We start from the raw sequence: 17,368 nt of genomic DNA, 5'->3' as shown, positions 1-17,368 counted from the left end.
GCGGCGCCCCCTCCCCGTGTCCTCCCCCTAGAGGTGGCAGGGCCCGTCCTCGACGTTGGCCCGGGCCTCGCCGATCACCACGTCGGTGAGCAGGGTGTCCAGGGCCACGGCCTGCTGGACGACCACCCCGCCGGAGATCGTCGTGCTGTTCAGCCGCAGCTCACCCACGACCAGCGGGATGGTCAGCGGGGCGCTGCCCACGGTGACCGGCACCCCGTTGATCTTCAGGCTGGCGATGTGCGAGGCGCCGGCCAGTTCCGGCACCAGGCCGCTCGGTCCGGCCACGCAGGTGACCGACGCCTTGGACTGCACCACCCCCAGTTCGATGGTGACCAGCGGGACGATCGCCCCCGCCGTGATCCGGCTCTGCTCGATCCGGGTCGTGGACGTCGCGTTGTCCCCGGCCGCGGGCGGCAGGTTCTGGTTGTCCGGGGTCAGGTCGGTGGTCGCGTCGAGCCCCGTGAGCTTCACGGTGACGATGCCCGCCGACAGGTTCACGTTCGCCAGCACCTCGTGGTCGTCGACGCAGGGCACGTCCGGCGGGTTCGCCCGGGTCACGATGATGCCGGCCAGGTTGAGCGCCGTCGCCTGACAGGAGAAGGTGCCCGCCCGCTTGGATGTCTGGATCCGCAGGTCCGACAGGATCGGGCTGGCCCCGCTCGGGCTGGCCTTCAGCGTCGTGCGGACCTCGATGTACCGGCCGACGAGCCCGAACTGGACCCCGTTGCCGACCGGCAGGTACGGCTGCGCGGCGAGTCCGGCCTCCGTGTCGGCGGTACGCGCCTCCACGGTGATCGACGTACCCGGCGGCACGCTGCCCTGCGGCTCCGTGTTCCAGGTGACCTTCCCCCACGGCGCGCCCGCGAACCCGGCGTCCTGCACGACGTTCCAGGTACCCTGCGGGGCGGTGATCTCGCCCAGGACGGACCCGGTCATGTCGCTGTAGTTGTACGGGCCGGCCCCGGCGCCCAGGTCCACGGTGAGGTCCACCGCGCCGATCCTGTGTCCGCCGCCGCCGACCGCCCCGCCGGCCGGGTCGATCCGCATCGCGTTGCTGGTGTTGAGGTTGGCCACCCAGACCTTGCCGTTGGTGTCGACGGACACCCCGGTCGGCCCGGCGCCGCCCGGCAGGGTCACGTTGCCGACGTAGGTGCCGTCGGTGCGCAGGTGTCCGACCGTGGTCTGCGCGCCCAGGATGGAGTGCGCGACCCACACGTTGCCGCTGCGGTCGACCGCCACGCCCTGCGCGTACTGGTTGCCGTGCGCGAACGTGCCGAGCACCGTGCCGTCCGCCGCGAGCTTCACCACGGCGCCGCGGTCGACAGTGGTGTGCCAGATCTCGCCGGTCACCGGGTCCATGCCCAGGCCGTAGTCGCCGTGCGTCGTGTTCAGACACGCTCCCCCGGTGCCGGGGACGTAGCGCAGCAGGTTGGCGCCGTACCGGGCCGACCACAGGGTGCCGGCCTTGTCGATCAGGCCGCCGTAGCCGCCGCAGCCCAGGTTGAAGGAGCTGCCGGGCACGGTCTGGCCGGTGACCCCGTTGACCTTCTGGTGCGCGGTGTTGGAGCCGCCGGTCCACACGTCGTTGTTGCCGTCCACGGCCACGGTCCGGGTGTTGGTGCCGTCGACCCGGGTGTAGTTGACCAGGCACTCGTCGGCGGCGGTCGTGACCCCGCCGTTGCTGTCCGCGCCGCCCGCGTTGGTCCACGGCCGGATGTCGCCGAGCCCCCGGGACGTGGCGTACAGCCCGTCGGAGTTGCGGTCGACGCAGGTGTTGTAGCCGAACGGGCCGGCGAGGTAGTCGCCCGCCGGGTTCGGGCTGCCGTCGGAGTTGACCCGGGTGCCGCCGACGATCACGCCGACCCGGGTGATGGAGCCCTTGCCGCCGCCGGCTTCCGCGCGGTTGGACAGCCAGGTGTTGCCGAACCGGTCGACCGTGGTGCGGGACGGGTCCTTGCCCTGACCGGCGGGCGCGGAGTTCCACTCGCCGACGATCGCGCCGGTGTTGACGTCGGCGCGCACCATCGTGCCGCGCGCCGAGGCGGCGATGTTCACGAACGGGAAGAACGCCTGGGCCTTGTCCAGTTGCAGCTGGTTGCCGTTGGGCGCGTTGTGGTTCACGTCGTTCAGCACGCCCTGGTCGAACTGGGCGTCGGTGGTGTAGAGCACGTTCGATCCCGGTACGGGCGCGGCCTGCGCCGCCGACGGGATCACGAGGAGGGACAGGGGCAGGGCGAGCGCGAGGAGCGCTCCGAGGGTTCTTCGCATGGCGGTTCCCCTTCACGACGTGATCACCGAGAGTAGTGAGCACGTTGCGAGGAGCCTAGATTGACCACAGTGGACACATTGTCCTCGATCAGACGCATAGCTCCGGGCTCAGGGGGAAGTGCCCCGCAGCACCGACCGGTGCCGGACACCCATCCCGACCAGCTCGATCATGCCCATACGCTCGTAGAACGGCTTCACGTCGGGATCGCAGACGAGGTCCACGGAGTAGAGATGTACGGCTTCGGTAAGAATCCTGTGAACCAGCTGTGAGCCGATCCCCCGGCCCTGGTACTCGGGGAGCACCTCCAGCCACGGCACGAACCCGGTGAGCACGCCGTCACTGATCAGGTTGACGAACCCGACGATCCGGTCGCCGTCGAGGGCGAGGACCACCCGGTGGCTGCCCCGGAGCGCGGCGGCGTGCGCCTCGGGGGTGGGCGCGGCCGGCCAGCCCACGAAGAAGCCCGCCAACTGGTCGGCGCGCAGGTCGGAGGTGTCAGTCGAGTACCGGATCATGAGGTTGATTGTCGCGGACCGCGCCAGCCGTTTTTCCCGTGGCAAGATCGACGGATGACGGAGACAGCGGTGGAACGGCGGCGTCGGATCCTGCGCGGGTGCCGCAGGTGGCTCGGCGGCGCGCCCATGCCCACCCCCGGGCAGCGGCTCGCCCAGCTCACCGAACACGTGGGCGCCTTCGAACGCGGGGACATGTACGGCGACGGCGGCCCGGTCGGCGCCCTGGAGACCCGGGTCGCGGAGCTGCTCGGCACCGAGGCGGCCCTGTTCGTGCCCACCGGGACGATGGCCCAGCAGGTGGCGCTGCGGATCCACGGCGGCACGGTGGCCATGCACCCGCTGTTCCACCCGGAGGTGCACGAGCGGCACGCGTACTCGACGCTGTCCGGGCTGCGGGCCGTGTGGCCGACCACCGCGCCCCGGCTGCCCACCCCCGACGAGGTCGCCGGGTGCGAGCCCTTCGACACCCTGATGCTGGAACTCCCGCTCCGCGAGGCCGGCTTCCTGCTGCCCACCTGGGACGAGCTGACCGCCACCGTCGCCGCCGCCCGGGACCGGGGCGCGAAGGTGCACCTGGACGGGGCCCGGCTGTGGGAGTGCACGGAGCACCTCGGGCACGGCCTGGCGGAGATCGCCGCGCTCGCCGACTCGGTGTACGTGTCCTTCTACAAGACCCTCGGCGGCATCTCCGGCGCGGCCCTGGCCGGCTCGGCGGACTTCGTGGCGGAGGCCCGGGCGTGGCGGCACCGGTACGGGGGCAACCTGTTCCAGCAGTGGCCGGCGGCGCTGTCCGGGCTGGTCGGGCTCGACACGGAACTGCCCCGGCTGCCGGAGTACCTCGCGCACGCCAAGGTGGTCGCGGGGGCGCTGGCCGGCCACGTGACGGTGTACCCGGAGGTGCCGCACACCCACGAGTTCCAGGTCTGGCTGCCGTACCCGGCCGAGCGGGTCAACGAGGCCGGGCTGGCGCTGGCGGAGCGGACCGGGGAGTGGCTGTTCGGCGGCTTCTGGGACGCGGGCACGCCGGGCTGGTCGAAGACCGAGGTCACGGTGGCGGCGTGGAGCCTGGAATGGTCGGCCGAGGATGTCACGGCGGCGGTGGAGGGACTCCTGGCCGAGTTGGCCTGAGGCGGGCGGCACACCGGCGACGGACGGGGTCGCGCACACCAGCCGACCCGGCGCGGCCGCGTCTACCCGCCGGCGCCGGCCCCGGCAACCAGCCCCGCCAGGAACTCGTCCAGCAGGCTCAACTGCCGCTCCGCCGGAAACGCCGCCGGATCCAGCAGCGCCTGCACCACCACCCCCAGCGCGAACGACTGCGCCGTGGCCGCCACCTCGGACGGGTCGGCCCCGGCCGGCAGTTCCCCCCGCCGCTGGGCCGCCTCGACGTGCACCTGGAGCTTGTCCCGCGACCGGGCGTAGCGGCGGGCCTGCTCGGCGCCCAGTTCCGGGTCGGACAGCGCGACGTCCCACGAGCCGACCCAGATCCTGCTCATGGCCGGCTCGTCCCCGGTCAGGGGCAGGATGTCGCACAGTCCGGACCGGAGCGAGGCCAGGCCCTCGGCGGGCGGCTCGAACCGGTCCCTGGCCTCGGTGCGCTCGAACAGCACGTCGAGCGCGTGGCCGACCAGGGCGCGCTTGTTGGGGAAGTAGTGCACGAGCAGGCCGGTCGACGCGTCCATCTCGGCGGCGACGGCGCGCAGGGTCAGGCCGCCGAAGCCGCGCTGGGCGAGCACCCGCCAGACGGCCTCGGAGACGTCGCGGCGGCGGGCATCGTGATCTCCTCGGGCGGGCGGCATGCGTGTTAGCGTACCTACCGAACGTTCGTTATGTATAAGGAGGCTGCCATGTTCGCCCTGCCCCTCGGTGACCGCGCCGAACTCCGCCCCCTGGAGCCCTGGCGGGCGGAGGAGTTCCTGGCGAACCTCGACCGGTGCCGCGAGCACATCGCGCCCTGGGTCGGCGCGTCCTTCGTGGCCGCCGACCTGGACGGCGCCCGGCACGTGCTGCGCCGCTACGCCGAGCGGGTGGCCACCGACTCCGGCGGGATCTGGGGCATCTGGCTGGACGGCACCCTGGTCGGGGGCGTGCTGTTCGTGTCGTTCGACGCCACCTCGGGGGTGGCCGAGGCCGGCTGCTGGCTGGAGGAGTCCGCGCAGGGCAACGGCCTGGTGACCCGGGCGATGGGGTACCTGCTGGACTGGACGTTCGGGGTGCGCGGCCTCAGCCGGGTCGAGTGGCGCACCATCGCCGGCAACGAGCGCAGCATCGCGGTGGCCCGCCGGCTGGGGATGAGCCGGGACGGGGTGCTGCGCGAGGTCAACCCCGGGCCCGACGGCCGGCTCGACGACGAGATCTGGTCGCTGCTGGCGCGGGAGTGGCGGGCGTAGCAGGCCGCCGGAACGCACGAAGGGTACCGGCTCAGCCGGTACCCGAACGAGGATCTGAAGCGGTGGGACCAGGGCTTTCAGAGGAGGAGTGTCCAGAGCCTCCCAGCAGGGCCACTCCTCCCCTGAAAGCGCGAGCGGTGCCCCGGACCTCCTGAGGGGAGAAGGTCCGGGGCACAGGCCTCTAGAAGGTCAGGTTCCAGGCGTCGATCTTGCCCACGTCCTGACTCGCGATGTCCTGGACCTTGAGCTTCCACACCCCGTTGGCGACCTCGGAACTGGCGTTGACCGTGTACGTCTTGATGACGTTGGCCACGCTGTCGTTGTTCGCGAAGTCCTCCAGCAGGTACACCGTGCCGTCCGGGGCCACCAGCGAGATGACCAGGTCACCGCGGTAGGTGTGCTTGACGTCCACGCCGACCTTCAGCGTGGCCGGGGCGTTGCCCGTGACGCCGCTGACCGTGATCGAGGACGTCACCGTGGTGTTGTCCCCGACGGTCACGTCGTTGAGGTTCTCGAAGTACGCGCCCGGCGGGACCGTGGAACCCACGGCCTTGAGCGCGTCGACCTGGCCCTCGCCGAAGAACGCGTTGTTCGCCGTCGTGCCGGTGCACCGGGTGTCCGACGGGCACGCCACGTCCTTGGCCTGGCTGGTCAGCTTCGTCCGGAGCTGGGCCGGGGTGTCGGTCGGGTTGGTGCTGGCGAGCAGCGCCGCGACGCCGGCCACGTGCGGGCTGGCCATCGAGGTGCCGTTCATGTTGCCGTACTTGCCGCCCGGCAGGGTCGAGTAGACCCCGCTGGAGCCGTCGCCGCCCGGGGCCGCGACATCGATGATGCCGTTGCCGAAGTTGGAGTACGACGCCTTCACGTTGCCGTTGCCCATCGCCGCCACGGTCACGACGCCCGGCAGCTCGGTCGGGATGTCGATGCACGCGTTGGTGATGGTGCGGGTGACCGGCGTCGAGTCGTTCGGGCTCTCGGAGTCCGTCGTCTTGTTCGCCAGGTTGTAGTTGGAGTTGCCGGCGGCGGCCACGTTCAGCACGCCCTTGCCCTCCGCGTACGCCGTGGCCCGCTTGACGCCCTCGATGATGGCGGCCTGGTCCACGTTGTCCGGGCAGTTGAACTGCCACGGGTCGGTGAAGTAGCTGTTGTTGGTGACCTTGAAGCCGTGGTCCCCGGCCCAGATGAAGCCGCAGATCGTGTTCTCCGCGAAGAACAGGCTGGTCGAGGGCTCGGCGATCCGGACCGAGGAGATCTTCACCCCGGGGGCGACGCCGATGACGCCCTTGCTGTTCTTGGCCGCCGCGACGGTGCCGGCGACGTGCGTGCCGTGCTGGCCGACGTCGCGCCACGCGCCGGTGCGGGTGTCGGCCTTGCCGTACGCGCAGGACGCGGAGTCAGCCGCGTTGAAGTTCGGCGACAGGTCCTGGTGCTGGTCGTCCACCCCGGTGTCGAGGATGCCGACCTTGACCGACGACGAGCCCGTGGTGACCGCCCACGCCTGGTCCGCCTTGATCTGGGTCATGTCCCAGCGGTTGGACTCGGCGAGGGTGGTGGTGCTCTGGGTCGGGTTCGGCGGGAGCGCCGGGTTGTACGCGTCGGCCGGCACGTCCGAGGTCCGGGTCGCCCCGACCTGCTGGACGCCGGAGACGCCGCGCATCGTCGCCGCGAACGACGCCGAGGAGGAGTGCGCGACGATGACGCCGATCGCGTCGTACGAGGCGAAGACCGTGCCGGAGTTGTTCGCCACGGCCGTCTTGGCGCCGGCCGTGTCATTGGGGGCGGTGATCACCAGGTACGCCCGGGTGCCCGCGGCCCACACGGCGGCCGGTGCGCTCGGAGCCGCGGCCGTGACCGTGGCCGGGGCCACGAACGCGACGGTGGCACCGAGTGCGACGGCGGCGAGGGCGGATCGCCGCAGTCGACTGGCAGTGAGGGGGTTCAATGCGTCCTCCGCTTGCTAGGGGGTGACGCAACTTAGCCAAACTCTGACTTAAGAAGAAAAGGCATTGTGCTTAAGAGTCACTTAAGAGCCCCGCGACCGTGATCAGATGGCTACTTGTGCCCAGCATGGCCGGTTCCTCCTCGACACCCCGGAGCAGCTCCAGCATCAGCGCGCGCTGATCAGGGGCCGCCAGGACCTCCGGGAGCCGGGCCGCCATCCACAGTGCACTCTCCACACACACCACCCGGCGCACGGCCAGTCCGGCGTCGCGCGCCTCGGCCGGCGGCTCGTCGGGGTGGTGGAAGTAGGCGGTGGTGAAGTACGGGCCGCCGCCGTGCACGCCGGTCGCCAGGACGTCGCGGACGAGGCCGACGAAGAGCGGATCGGCGGCGTACCCCTTGACGAAGCCGTCGAACAGGGACGCGAACCGGCCGATCGTCGCGCCGAGCACCACCCCGCCCGGCCGGAGCACCCGGCGGGCCTCGGCCCAGGCCAGTACCCGGTCGGCCCGGTCGGTCAGGTGGTAGAGCGGGCCGAACAGCAGCACCGCGTCCACGCTCGCGTCGCCGACGTCCAGGGCCCGGGCGTCGCCGAGCGCGGCGGTGACCCCGGGCAGGGCACCTGCGGCGGCCACGTGGTCGGGGACCGGGTCGATGACGTGCACCCGGTGCCCGGCCGCGGCCAGCGGAGCCGCGTAGACGCCGGTCGCGCCGCCCACGTCGAGGATGTCGGCCGGGGCGGCCGGGAGGGCCCGTTCGAGGATGTCCCAGGTGCGGAGGTACTCCAGCAGGCCGGTGCCGGCGGTGAGCCGGGTGCGCTCGCCGCCGCGGTTGTAGTAGTCGAGGACGTCGGGTCTCAGCATCGCCCCATCCTGGCTCGCGCGCCCGCCCCGGTCGATCGAAATACACCACGATCAGAGGGTTACGGCGACACCTCCCCCGGCGCGCGGCGGCCGTCCGGGGCACCCGGCACGGGATCCGACGGCTCCGCCGCCGGAGGGCGCTCCGGCACGTGGCCCGGGCGGGGCCGCCGGGTCGAGGGGGCGCATCGGCCGGGCGGGTCAGCCCAGCCGCGCCAGGATGCCCGTCAGGTCCGCGCCCGCCGGCAGGGTGCCGAACGCGATCCCCCAGTCCCCGCCGAGCCGCGAGGCGCAGAACGCGTCGGCGACGGCCGGCGGCGCGTACCGGATCAGCAGGGAGGCCTGGAGCAGCAGCGCGAGCCGTTCCACCAGCCGGCGCGCCCCCGCCTCGGTCGCGTCCGCCAGCGCGAGGGCCCGCAGCGCGGCGTCGTAGCGCGGGTCGACGCCGACGGCCAGGGCCAGCTCCGCCTGGAACGCCTCGACCGTCTCCGGCCGGCGCATGGCGCGCAGCGCGTCGAGGGCGGCCACGTTGCCGGAGCCCTCCCAGATCGAGACGAGCGGGGCCTCCCGGTAGAGCCGGGGCATGCCGGACTCCTCGACGTAGCCGTTGCCGCCCAGGCACTCCAGGGCCTCGGCGGCGTGCGCGGCGCCGCGCTTGCAGACCCAGTACTTGGTGACGGCGAGGGCCAGGCGGCGGAAGTCGTCCTCGCCCCGGTCCTTGGCCCCGGCCAGGCGCAGGGCCACCGTCGTGGCGGCCTCGGATTCGAGGGCCAGGTCGGCGAGCACGTTGCGCATCAGGGGCTGGTCGCGCAGGGCCTTGCCGAACGCCGTGCGGTACGTCGCGTGGTGGGCCGCCTCGCGCACCCCGGTCCGCATCCCGCTGGCCGCGCCGAGCACGCAGTCCAGCCGGGTCATGTTGACCATCTCCAGAATGGTGCGCACCCCGTCGCCCTCGTCGCCGACCAGCCAACCGGTCGCGTCCTCGTACTCCACCTCCGCCGACGCGTTGGACCGGTTGCCGAGCTTGTCCTTCAGCCGGACCAGGCGCATCGGGTTGCGGGTGCCGTCGGGCAGCACCCGGGGCAGCAGGAGACAGGACAGCCCGGCGGGGGCCTGGGCGAGCACCAGGAACAGGTCGGACATCGGGGCGGAGGTGAACCACTTGTGCCCGGTCAGCCGGTAGGTGCCGTCCGGCCGCGGCACCGCCGTCGTCGTGTTGGCCCGCACGTCCGAGCCGCCCTGCTTCTCGGTCATCGACATGCCGGCGACCAGCCCGCGCTTCGTCGACGGCTCCCGCAGGCCGAAGTCGTAGGCCGTGGAGGTCAGCAGCGGCTCGAACCGGGCGGCCAGCTCCGGGTTGCGGCGCAGGGCGGGCACCACGGCGTAGGTCATGGAGACCGGGCAGCTGTGCCCGGCCTCGACCTGGCCCCAGACGTAGAACTGGGCGGCGCGGGCCACGTGCGCGCCCTTGCGGTCGTCGGCCCAGGGCGCGGCGTGCAGCCCGTACCCGACGGCGGTGGTCATCAGCTCGTGCCACGCCGGGTGGAACTCGACCTCGTCGATCCGGTGCCCGTACCGGTCGTGGGTGCGCAGCACCGGCTCGTTCTCGTTGGCGAGCCGGCCCAGCTCCCGGGAGTGTGCCGTGCCCGCCAGGGTGCCCAGCTCGCGCAGCGTGGGGACCGACCAGTCCGCGCCCTCCCGCTCGACGCCCTCCAGGAGCGCGGGGTCGTCGGCGAGATCGCGGCCGACCAGCGGCGGCACCTGGTTGGTCACCTCGTGGGTGGCGGACATGGGGTTCCTCCTCACACCGGGAACCCCATGTTACCGCCAGGTAGCCCTGCTCAGCAGGCCGGCGGCGCCGGTTGGCCCGCGGTCAGCTTCACGAACGCGGCCGAGATGTACCCGCCGTCGGGCTTGCGGTCCCAGACCGAGGTGGTGCCGTACGGGCCGGTGACCGAGCCGCCGGTGGCCACGCACGCGACCTGGATGACGTCGTTGTGCGCCTGCGAGCCGACCACCGAGTACGTCGTGCCGGGTCCACTGCGCACGTTCACGCTGGTGAAGGTGCCCGAGTTGACCGTGCCGGTCGTACCCGTCGGGGTGGGGCCGCCGCCGCCGTAGTTGACCAGGTTGCAGCAGGTGTTGCCGTAGATCTTGGTGCCGTTGCGCTCGGCGTAGCCCTGGTAGGCGCTGGTGCCCTCGTACCAGGTCCAGCCGCCGATGTCCTTGCCCTGGACCGCGATGGCCGTGCTGCCCTGCCACAGCGTCCAGTGGGTGTGGTCGCCGTTGGCCGAGCCGCCGCACGGCAGCTCCTCGGCGATGTTGCCGAGCTGCTCGCCGAGGGTGACGTCGGAGCCGTCCGCCTTGGTGGTGGTGTTGCGCAGGTGGTAGTAGCCGGTGGTGTAGCCGTTGTCGTGCACCACCTTCAGGAACGGCCAGGTGCCGCCGGTGGTGCAGAACCGGTAGAGCTTGCCGGCCCGGGAGGTACGGACCTTGCCGTCACCCCCGTAGAAGTCGATCGAGTTGTACGGCCGGGAGGTACCCGAGTTGCCGTGCACGCCCCAGTGCGCCCAGCCCTTGTTCTGCTCCCAGGGCAGGGCCAGCCCGGTGGGCGTGCCGGCGAGGGGGGCCGGCTGGTTGAAGAGCGCCTTCTCCTCGGCGTCCACGACGGCGAGCGGAGCCTGCCGGGCCGCCGCGCCGAACTCGGGGGTGCCCTCCAGCGTCACCCGCCACGCGCCGCGCACCCGCTGGGCGAGGAACAGGGCGGTGACCGGGGAGGCCTCGACCCCGCCGGGGACCCGGATGATCGCGCCGCCGAACACCCAGGCACCGGAGCGGCGCTTGGGCTCGACCATCGTCTCGAGGGTTGGGGCCGCGAGGGCCGGGCTCGCGTACGCGGCTCGGGCCTCGGCGCCGTGCTGGGCGACGAGGGTGGTCGCGACGGTCTGCCGGAGGGTGGTGTCGTCGGTGGGGGCGGCCTGGGCGGGGACGGAGCCGACGGCGATCGCGCCGAGCAGAGTGCCGAGGGCGACTCCGGAGCGTAACCAGAGTGGAGACATTGGGTACTCCTTGAGAGGGGTGGTACAGCAGGTTTGATATTCATCGCCTTCAGTACCACCGGTCAAAGGATGTCCACTGTGTGAACGTTCCACCGAAATAACAGCCGTGACCTGCGGGGATGCGGCCCGCCGGTCGGCAATCAGTGAATCATGAGAAACTCGGCAAACGGGGAGATTCCCGAATTGGCCACGGTTGTCACCCGGAGTCTCCGGGGTCCGGAGCCGTCCCGGCGCAGGGCGCGCGGACCGGGGCTGGAGCCTGGTATTACAACGCTCAGTTGCGGGTTTGTCAGTCGTGAACCCGACGCGCGGGACGCTCTCTATTGCAAATGGCGCACCAATTCGTGACCCGGCGAAAATGATCAGAAGTCAATAGCTGGAGAAAATTTGTTTTCCCGAGATCGTGACACCCGTTTGCTTGATTGGGCCAAATCTTTGCCATAGCCTGGCCGAGTTATCGATTGACACCCCCCGTTGACGATAAGGAACCCGGCAATGAGTGAAGCACTCACGTCGTCGGAGTACATGGCCGCCACCTACCGCATCGCGCTCGCCGAGACGACCCGCGCCGTACTGAGCATCGGACGATGCTCCGACGGCGACCGGGTCATCAACTACTGCGCCGGCACCGGCGAGGACAACCTCGCCATCGCGGCGGCCGTGGCCCCGACGGGGGTCGTCTACGCGGTCGACGTCGATCCCGCCAAGCTGGCGCAACTCGATGCGCTGGCCACGGCCCGCGGCCAGGCTGACCTGGTCAGGGCCTGGCCGAAGGACGCCATGTTCGCCGCCGACACACCTCATGTACCCACCCATGTCGCCTGCCTGTTCGGCCTGCACCGGCTGCCCGACCCCGCGTTGGCCACCCGGCGCTGGGCGGAGGGCGGCAGCCCCGCCACGAAGCTGCTGACGGCCGACTGGGCCACCCAGGGCGAGTCCACGCTGCCGGCCGTCTCGGCCGCGTGGACCCTGGTCACCTCGGTCACGCTGGAATTCCCGGTGCCCGCTATGGTGCCCACCGCCCGCCGTTCCGGTGACGCCGCGCCGGCCCCGCGACTGATGGCGAGTGTGGTGGTGCGGGAATGGACGGGAGCGACGCGTTGACGGTCGTTTCTCCGACCGTATTAGCGACGAGAACCGGACTGACTTAATCCATCATGTACAGTCGCGCGGCCGCTCATTCGACCACTGAGGACGACTGGTCGACTTTGCAGACAATTGAAGCGGAAAGGGGTGGCTCGGGCTCTCGCCCGGGCCACCCCTCCTCAGTTCCCGCTGATTAGCAGACCACGGTCTTCTCGACGGTGACCGTCGGTCCGAACGGGCCGTAGTTCGCGCTCGCGTTGAACTCCGCCTTCACGGTCGCGCCGCAGCCGACCGCGTCGCCGCCGAGGAAGTACTGCGCGTTGCCGTAGACCCGGGACGGGCCCGAGGTCTGGCCTAGCTGGTTGCCGCCGACGACGTAGCTGCGGCCGCCCGTGTAGACGTTCACCGGGCTGAAGGGACTGCCGCCGGTCACCTGCGCGTACGAGTGCGCCGAGGCGCCGTCCGTGTAGACGCAGACCCGGTAGGTGATGCCGCCGCCCGAGAACGTCGAGCTGCACGACTCGCTGCTGCTGGCCGAGGCCGGACCCGCCGCGACCATCAGCCCCGCGGTGGCCAGCCCGGCGAGAACCGCCGCCGCCGCGCCCCGCTGTGCGTACTTGCGCATGCCTACTCCTTGAGTTGGTGTTCCCACGCCGGCTCCCCCGGCGACATCCACTGTGGATCGGATGTAATACATTATGTATCACTCGTCTGGATGGATGATCAACTTTGACCGGAGGGGTGAGGTGCAGATCACAATGGAGTGTGCGCAGGCCAGGGGTGCCGTCACCCTGATAACCCACTGTGGCTGGTTGCCCACTGGGAGACGCACACCTATTCTGTAGCCGCATCGACCCTGCTTGGCACGGCACGCCCGACACATCAATACATCCAGTGATGTTTACGAGGTCCCGCCCACGCCTCGCGACCATGGCCCGTTTCTAGGAGACAACCCCGGTGCTACTCGCCGACGAGTTCTTCCTGATCGCCCACGACGACACCGACGGGCGTCGCCGGTTGCACGGCAGGGCCACCGACCTCGGGCTCGCCGGCGCGCTCCTCGGCGAACTGGTCCTGTTCCAGTGCCTGGCCATCGAGAACGGCATCGTCACCGTCATCGACCGCCAGCCCCCCGCCGACCCGCTCGCCGCCGTCGTCCTCGGCGACATGCTCGGCTCCCCGCAGCACCGCGACATCCGGACCTGGCTGGCCTACCTCAGCCAGAACGCCCACGAGAACGTCGCGCACCGCCTCGTCGAACTCGGCTTCCTGCACCGCGAGGAGTCGCGGATCCTGTGGCGCACCACCGTGAAGTACGTGCCCGTGGACTTCGCCCAGACCGGCTGGCCCGCGCCCCGGCTCCGGATGTCGCTCACCGAGGGCCGCCCCATGGACCTGCACGAGATGGCCCTCGCGTCGCTCGTCGAGGCCGCCGGGCTGTTCGAGACCGTGGTGTGGGACGGCAACCAGGCGACCGCCCGGCGGTACCTGCGGCGGATCGTCTCGACCCTCCCCGCCTCCCTGCGCGAGCTCGCCGGGCACGTCGAAGCGGCCGTCGGGGACGCCGTCCTGACCCACAGGGGTTGACGCCCCCACGTCTCCCCTGTGCACCTCCCCATCCCCCATCCGAAGGAAGACACCCCCCATGTCCACAACCGGACGCAACAGCCCGGACCGCGTGTCCCAGGCGTTGGCGAGCAGCAGACTAGGCGTGCCCGCCGTCGTCTTCTTCGTCATGTCGGCCGCCGCCCCCCTGACCGTCGTCGGCGGCGTCATCACGACCGGGTACGCGGTCACCGGCATCACCGGCCTCCCCCTGGCCTTCCTCGCCGTCGCCGCCGTCCTCATCCTGTTCTCCGTCGGCTACGTCGCGATGGCCCGGCACGTGTCCAACGCGGGCGCCTTCTACACGTACGTCACCCGGGGACTCGGCCGGCCGGCCGGGATCGGGGCCGCGTGGGTCGCGCTGCTCGCGTACAACATGATGCAGGTCGGCCTGTACGGCGGCTTCGGCTTCATCGCCAAGCCGCTGCTCGACGAGTGGTTCGGCCTCGACCTCGCGTGGTGGGCCATCGCCCTGGTCTCCTGGGCGCTCGTCGCCATCCTCGGCGTCATGCGGGTCGACATCAACGGCAAGGTCCTGGCCGTCCTGCTCGTGGCCGAGATCGCCGTGATCGTGGTCTACGACGCGTCCAGCCTGCTCAACCCGGCCGGCGGCACGGTCAGCTACGAGACCCTCAAGCCGGGCAACCTGTTCGTGTCCGGCCTGGGCGCGCTGCTCGTCATCGCGGTCACCGGCTTCGTCGGCTTCGAGGGCGCGGCCGTGTTCGCCGAGGAGACCAAGAACCCGCGCCGCACCGTGCCGATCGCCACCTACGTCTCCGTCGGCATCATCGCCGGCCTCTACGCCCTGTCCGCCTGGGCGATGACGGTGGCCACCGGCCCGCTGAACATCGTCGACACCGCCCGCAAGGACGGCCCGGAGACCATCTTCGTACTGGCCGGCGCGCACCTGGGCACCACGGCCGTCCACATCGGCCACGCGCTCCTGCTGACCAGCCTCGTCGCGGCCATGATCAGCTTCCACAACACCATCGCCCGGTACGCGTTCGCCCTCGGCCGCGAGCGGGTGCTGCCCGCCGCGTTCGGCCGGACCAGCCGCCGGTCCGGCGCGCCCAAGGTCGGCTCCCTCGCCCAGAGCGCGCTCGGCCTCCTCGTGATCATCGTGTACGCCGCCGCCGAACTCGACCCGCTCACCCAGCTCTTCTTCTGGGCCGGCACCAGCGGCGCGTTCGGCGTACTCCTCCTGATCACCGCCACCTCCGTGGCCGTCATCGGCTTCTTCAACCGCGAGCCGAACGGCGAGTCCGCGTGGCGGCGGCAGATCGCCCCGGGCCTGGCGGTCCTCGCCCTCACCGCGATGGTCGTCATCTCCGTGAGCAACTTCTCCGGCCTGCTCGGCGTCGAACCCACCTCGTCGCTGCGCTGGATCATCCCGGCCCTGTTCCCGCTGGCCGCCGCCGTCGGCATCGGCTGGGCGCTGATCCTCAAGGCCACCCGCCCCGACGTGTACCGGTCCATCGGCCTCGGCGCGAACAGCTCCATCGGCCGCACCGGCCCGAGCGTGCTCGCCCCCGAGGCCCCGGTCCAGCCCCGGGTCGGCGAGGGCGTCCGATGAGCACCGTGGGCATCACCCGGGCCGGCGACACCGACGCGCACCTCGTCGCCGGCCTGATCGCCCAGGCGTTCAACGACCTCGACGTCGCGCGGTGGCTCGTCCCCGACCCGGTCGACCGGGCCAGGATCCTGCCGCCCCAGTTCCTGATCCTCGTCGAGCACGCGCTGAAGTTCGGCGAGGTGCACCTGACCGTCGCCCGGGACGCCGCCGCCGTGTGGTTCCCCCGCGACGGCTCCCCGCTGCCCGCGCCGAACGACTACGACCGCCGGCTCGCCGAGATCTGCGGCCCCTGGACGGACCGGTTCCACACCCTCGACGAGATCTTCGACGCGAACCACCCGCACGAGCCGCACGACCACCTCGCGCTGCTGGCCGTCCTCCCCGGCCGGCAGGGCAAGGGGATCGGCAGCGCGCTGCTCCGGCACCGGCACGAGGCGCTGGACGCGGCGGGCCGGCCCGCGTACCTGGAGGCCAGCAGCCCCGACAGCCGGGATCTGTACCTCCGGCACGGCTACGAACTCCGTGGCGAGCCGTTCACGGTGCCGGACGGCACTCCCCTGTGGCCCATGTGGCGTCGCCCGCAGTGATGTCCGGTCGGCCCCGGTCCCTGGGGTTTCCGGTGCCCCTCCGCGGGCGCCGGAAACCCGGGGACCGGGGCCGCCGGCCCGGCGTCCGGGGCCGCGCCGGAACCCGGTGACTCCGCCCTCGACCGCCCGCAGGCCCGCCCCGGCCTGCCCGGTGACAGGCCCCGGCCGCACCATGGGCCCGGGTTCCCTTTCTCCGGGGGCCGACCCCGCTCCGGACCAGCCCGGGACGAGATCGCGACCGGGCCCGCTCCGGACCAGCCCCGCGACGAGGCCGTGACCGGGCCCGCTACAGCAGGGGCTTCAGGACCGCCACGGCCGTGTCGATGTCCGCGTCGTCCACGTCCTGGTGCGTGACCAGCCGGACGATCGTCGGACTCATGGCCCCGATCAGCACGCCGCCCGCGCGGGCCCCCGCGATCACCGCCGCCGCGTCCGGCACGTTCAACAGGACGATGTTCGTCTCGGCGGCCACGCCGAGTGCCCCCGCCAACCGGGCCGCCCGCGCGTGGTCCTGGTCGAGCCGGGCGATGTTGTCCAGCGCGTAGTCGCCGGCCGCCGCGTAGATGCCGACCTGGCGCAGGCCGCCCCCCATCCGCTTCCGGATCGGCCGGGCCCGCGCGATCCGCTCCGCACTGCCGAGGACCAGCGAGCCGGCCGGCGCGCCGAGCCCCTTCGACAGGCAGACGGCCATCGTGTCGAACAGCCGGCCGTACTCGACCAGCGGCACGCCCGTCGCCACGTGCGCGTGCCAGATCCGCGCCCCGTCGCAGTGCACGGCCAACCCGCGCTCGTCCGCCACCGCGCGCAGGGCCCGGAGGTCGGCGAGCGGGACGACCGTACCCCCGCGAAGGTTGTGGGTGTTCTCCACGACCACGGCGGCCGTGGGGACCGCGTGGTAGCCCCCGGAACGCACCATCGCGGGCACCTCCGAGAGGTCGCGGAACGTGCGGCTGCTGATCCCGCCGTAGGCCGCCGCCGCGCCCAGCTCGTAGGCCAGCACGTGTGCGTCGGTGTCGGCGAGGATCTCCTGCCCCGGCTGCGCGACCAGCTGGACGGCGATCTGGTTGGCCATCGAACCCGTCGGCGTCCACAGCGCCGCCTCGTGGCCGAACATCGCGGCGACCCGGTCCTGGAGGGCGTTGACGGTGGGGTCCTCGCCGTACACGTCGTCGCCGACCTCGGCGCGGGCCATCGCGGCGCGCATCTCCGGTCCGGGCCTGGTCACCGTGTCGCTGCGAAGATCAATCATGCTGACACCCTACGTCCCGGGCGGGGCGGTCGCCGGGCTCTCCGGCACACCTTGTGCGGCCGCGCTCAGCTCACAGGTTCACCGGCTCGGGCCCGTTGGCACCTGGGCCTGATGCGACGACCATGTTCGCCGGATGGGCCCGCGGTGTGCCGACTGAGCTCAACGAACACATTTGCTGGCCTGTGCCCCATTCTTTTCAACGAACATGTTCGTCGGTCCGGGCTGAGGCACCCA

General features: G+C 71.7%; 15 protein-coding genes. 6 read left to right on the top strand and 9 right to left on the bottom strand.

From position 1 onward, the window contains the following. Positions 1-27: 27 nt before the first annotated feature. Both PT931_RS30715 and PT931_RS30710 read right to left on the bottom strand, forming a co-directional pair. The gene (locus PT931_RS30715; RefSeq protein WP_456249211.1) at positions 28-2,268 is read right to left on the bottom strand and encodes a Vgb family protein; all 2,241 of its coding nucleotides are present in this window, start codon (positions 2,266-2,268) and stop codon (positions 28-30) included. Between the two features lie 108 nt (positions 2,269-2,376). Beyond that, positions 2,377-2,784, bottom strand: coding sequence for a GNAT family N-acetyltransferase (locus PT931_RS30710; RefSeq protein WP_456249210.1), 408 nt, complete (start codon positions 2,782-2,784; stop codon positions 2,377-2,379). 54 nt (positions 2,785-2,838) lie between these two features. On the opposite strand from PT931_RS30710, the gene PT931_RS30705 reads away from it, so the two are divergent. After that, complete coding sequence (locus PT931_RS30705) at positions 2,839-3,912, top strand: threonine aldolase family protein (protein ID WP_456249209.1); 1,074 nt, start codon at positions 2,839-2,841, stop codon at positions 3,910-3,912. A 62-nt stretch (positions 3,913-3,974) separates the two neighbouring features. Here PT931_RS30705 and PT931_RS30700 read toward each other — a convergent pair whose 3' ends face one another. Further along, on the bottom strand, positions 3,975-4,583 hold the full coding sequence (locus PT931_RS30700) for a TetR/AcrR family transcriptional regulator (RefSeq protein ID WP_456249208.1): 609 nt from the start codon (positions 4,581-4,583) through the stop codon (positions 3,975-3,977). A gap of 48 nt (positions 4,584-4,631) precedes the next feature. On the opposite strand from PT931_RS30700, the gene PT931_RS30695 reads away from it, so the two are divergent. Next, entirely contained in the window at positions 4,632-5,174 is a 543-nt protein-coding gene (locus tag PT931_RS30695) for a GNAT family N-acetyltransferase (RefSeq protein ID WP_456249207.1), read from the top strand. Between the two features lie 181 nt (positions 5,175-5,355). On the opposite strand, the gene PT931_RS30690 is transcribed toward PT931_RS30695, so the two are convergent. The 4 genes from PT931_RS30690 to PT931_RS30675 form a co-directional block, all read right to left on the bottom strand. Next, positions 5,356-7,116: a S8 family peptidase gene (locus PT931_RS30690; RefSeq protein ID WP_456249206.1), complete on the bottom strand. Its 1,761-nt coding sequence runs from the start codon at positions 7,114-7,116 to the stop codon at positions 5,356-5,358. Positions 7,117-7,186: 70 nt separating this feature from the next. Continuing rightward, positions 7,187-7,978, bottom strand: coding sequence for a class I SAM-dependent methyltransferase (locus PT931_RS30685; RefSeq protein WP_456249205.1), 792 nt, complete (start codon positions 7,976-7,978; stop codon positions 7,187-7,189). Positions 7,979-8,176: 198 nt separating this feature from the next. After that, positions 8,177-9,766 (bottom strand): isovaleryl-CoA dehydrogenase, encoded by a 1,590-nt coding sequence (locus PT931_RS30680; protein WP_456249204.1) that lies wholly within the window; start codon positions 9,764-9,766, stop codon positions 8,177-8,179. Positions 9,767-9,816: 50 nt separating this feature from the next. Continuing rightward, positions 9,817-11,034, bottom strand: coding sequence for a peptidoglycan DD-metalloendopeptidase family protein (locus PT931_RS30675; protein WP_456249203.1), 1,218 nt, complete (start codon positions 11,032-11,034; stop codon positions 9,817-9,819). 495 nt (positions 11,035-11,529) lie between these two features. Here PT931_RS30675 and PT931_RS30670 point away from each other — a divergent pair, with 495 nt between their 5' ends. Then, on the top strand, positions 11,530-12,138 hold the full coding sequence (locus PT931_RS30670) for a hypothetical protein (RefSeq protein WP_456249202.1): 609 nt from the start codon (positions 11,530-11,532) through the stop codon (positions 12,136-12,138). A 175-nt stretch (positions 12,139-12,313) separates the two neighbouring features. Here the strand turns inward: PT931_RS30670 and PT931_RS30665 are convergent, their stop codons facing one another. Next, on the bottom strand, positions 12,314-12,745 hold the full coding sequence (locus PT931_RS30665) for a hypothetical protein (RefSeq protein WP_456249201.1): 432 nt from the start codon (positions 12,743-12,745) through the stop codon (positions 12,314-12,316). Between the two features lie 332 nt (positions 12,746-13,077). Here PT931_RS30665 and PT931_RS30660 point away from each other — a divergent pair, with 332 nt between their 5' ends. From PT931_RS30660 to PT931_RS30650, 3 genes are read left to right on the top strand one after another with little or no spacing between them, the layout of a single operon-like run. Beyond that, complete coding sequence (locus PT931_RS30660) at positions 13,078-13,707, top strand: GOLPH3/VPS74 family protein (RefSeq protein ID WP_456249200.1); 630 nt, start codon at positions 13,078-13,080, stop codon at positions 13,705-13,707. A 58-nt stretch (positions 13,708-13,765) separates the two neighbouring features. Continuing rightward, a complete protein-coding gene (locus tag PT931_RS30655; protein WP_456249199.1) occupies positions 13,766-15,298 on the top strand; it encodes an APC family permease in 1,533 nt (510 codons plus the stop codon). Beyond that, entirely contained in the window at positions 15,295-15,885 is a 591-nt protein-coding gene (locus PT931_RS30650) for a GNAT family N-acetyltransferase (RefSeq protein WP_456249198.1), read from the top strand. The genes PT931_RS30655 and PT931_RS30650 overlap by 4 nt, the downstream gene beginning before the upstream one ends. A 286-nt stretch (positions 15,886-16,171) precedes the next feature. Here PT931_RS30650 and PT931_RS30645 read toward each other — a convergent pair whose 3' ends face one another. Continuing rightward, positions 16,172-17,134, bottom strand: a complete 963-nt coding sequence (locus PT931_RS30645; RefSeq protein WP_456249197.1) for a threonine aldolase family protein — start codon at positions 17,132-17,134, stop codon at positions 16,172-16,174. Between the last annotated feature and the right edge of the window lie 234 nt (positions 17,135-17,368).

The organism is Longispora urticae, assembly GCF_053902585.1.
The sequence above is the reverse complement of the archived record's forward strand: the minus strand, read 5'-3'. Positions and strand labels throughout refer to the sequence as shown.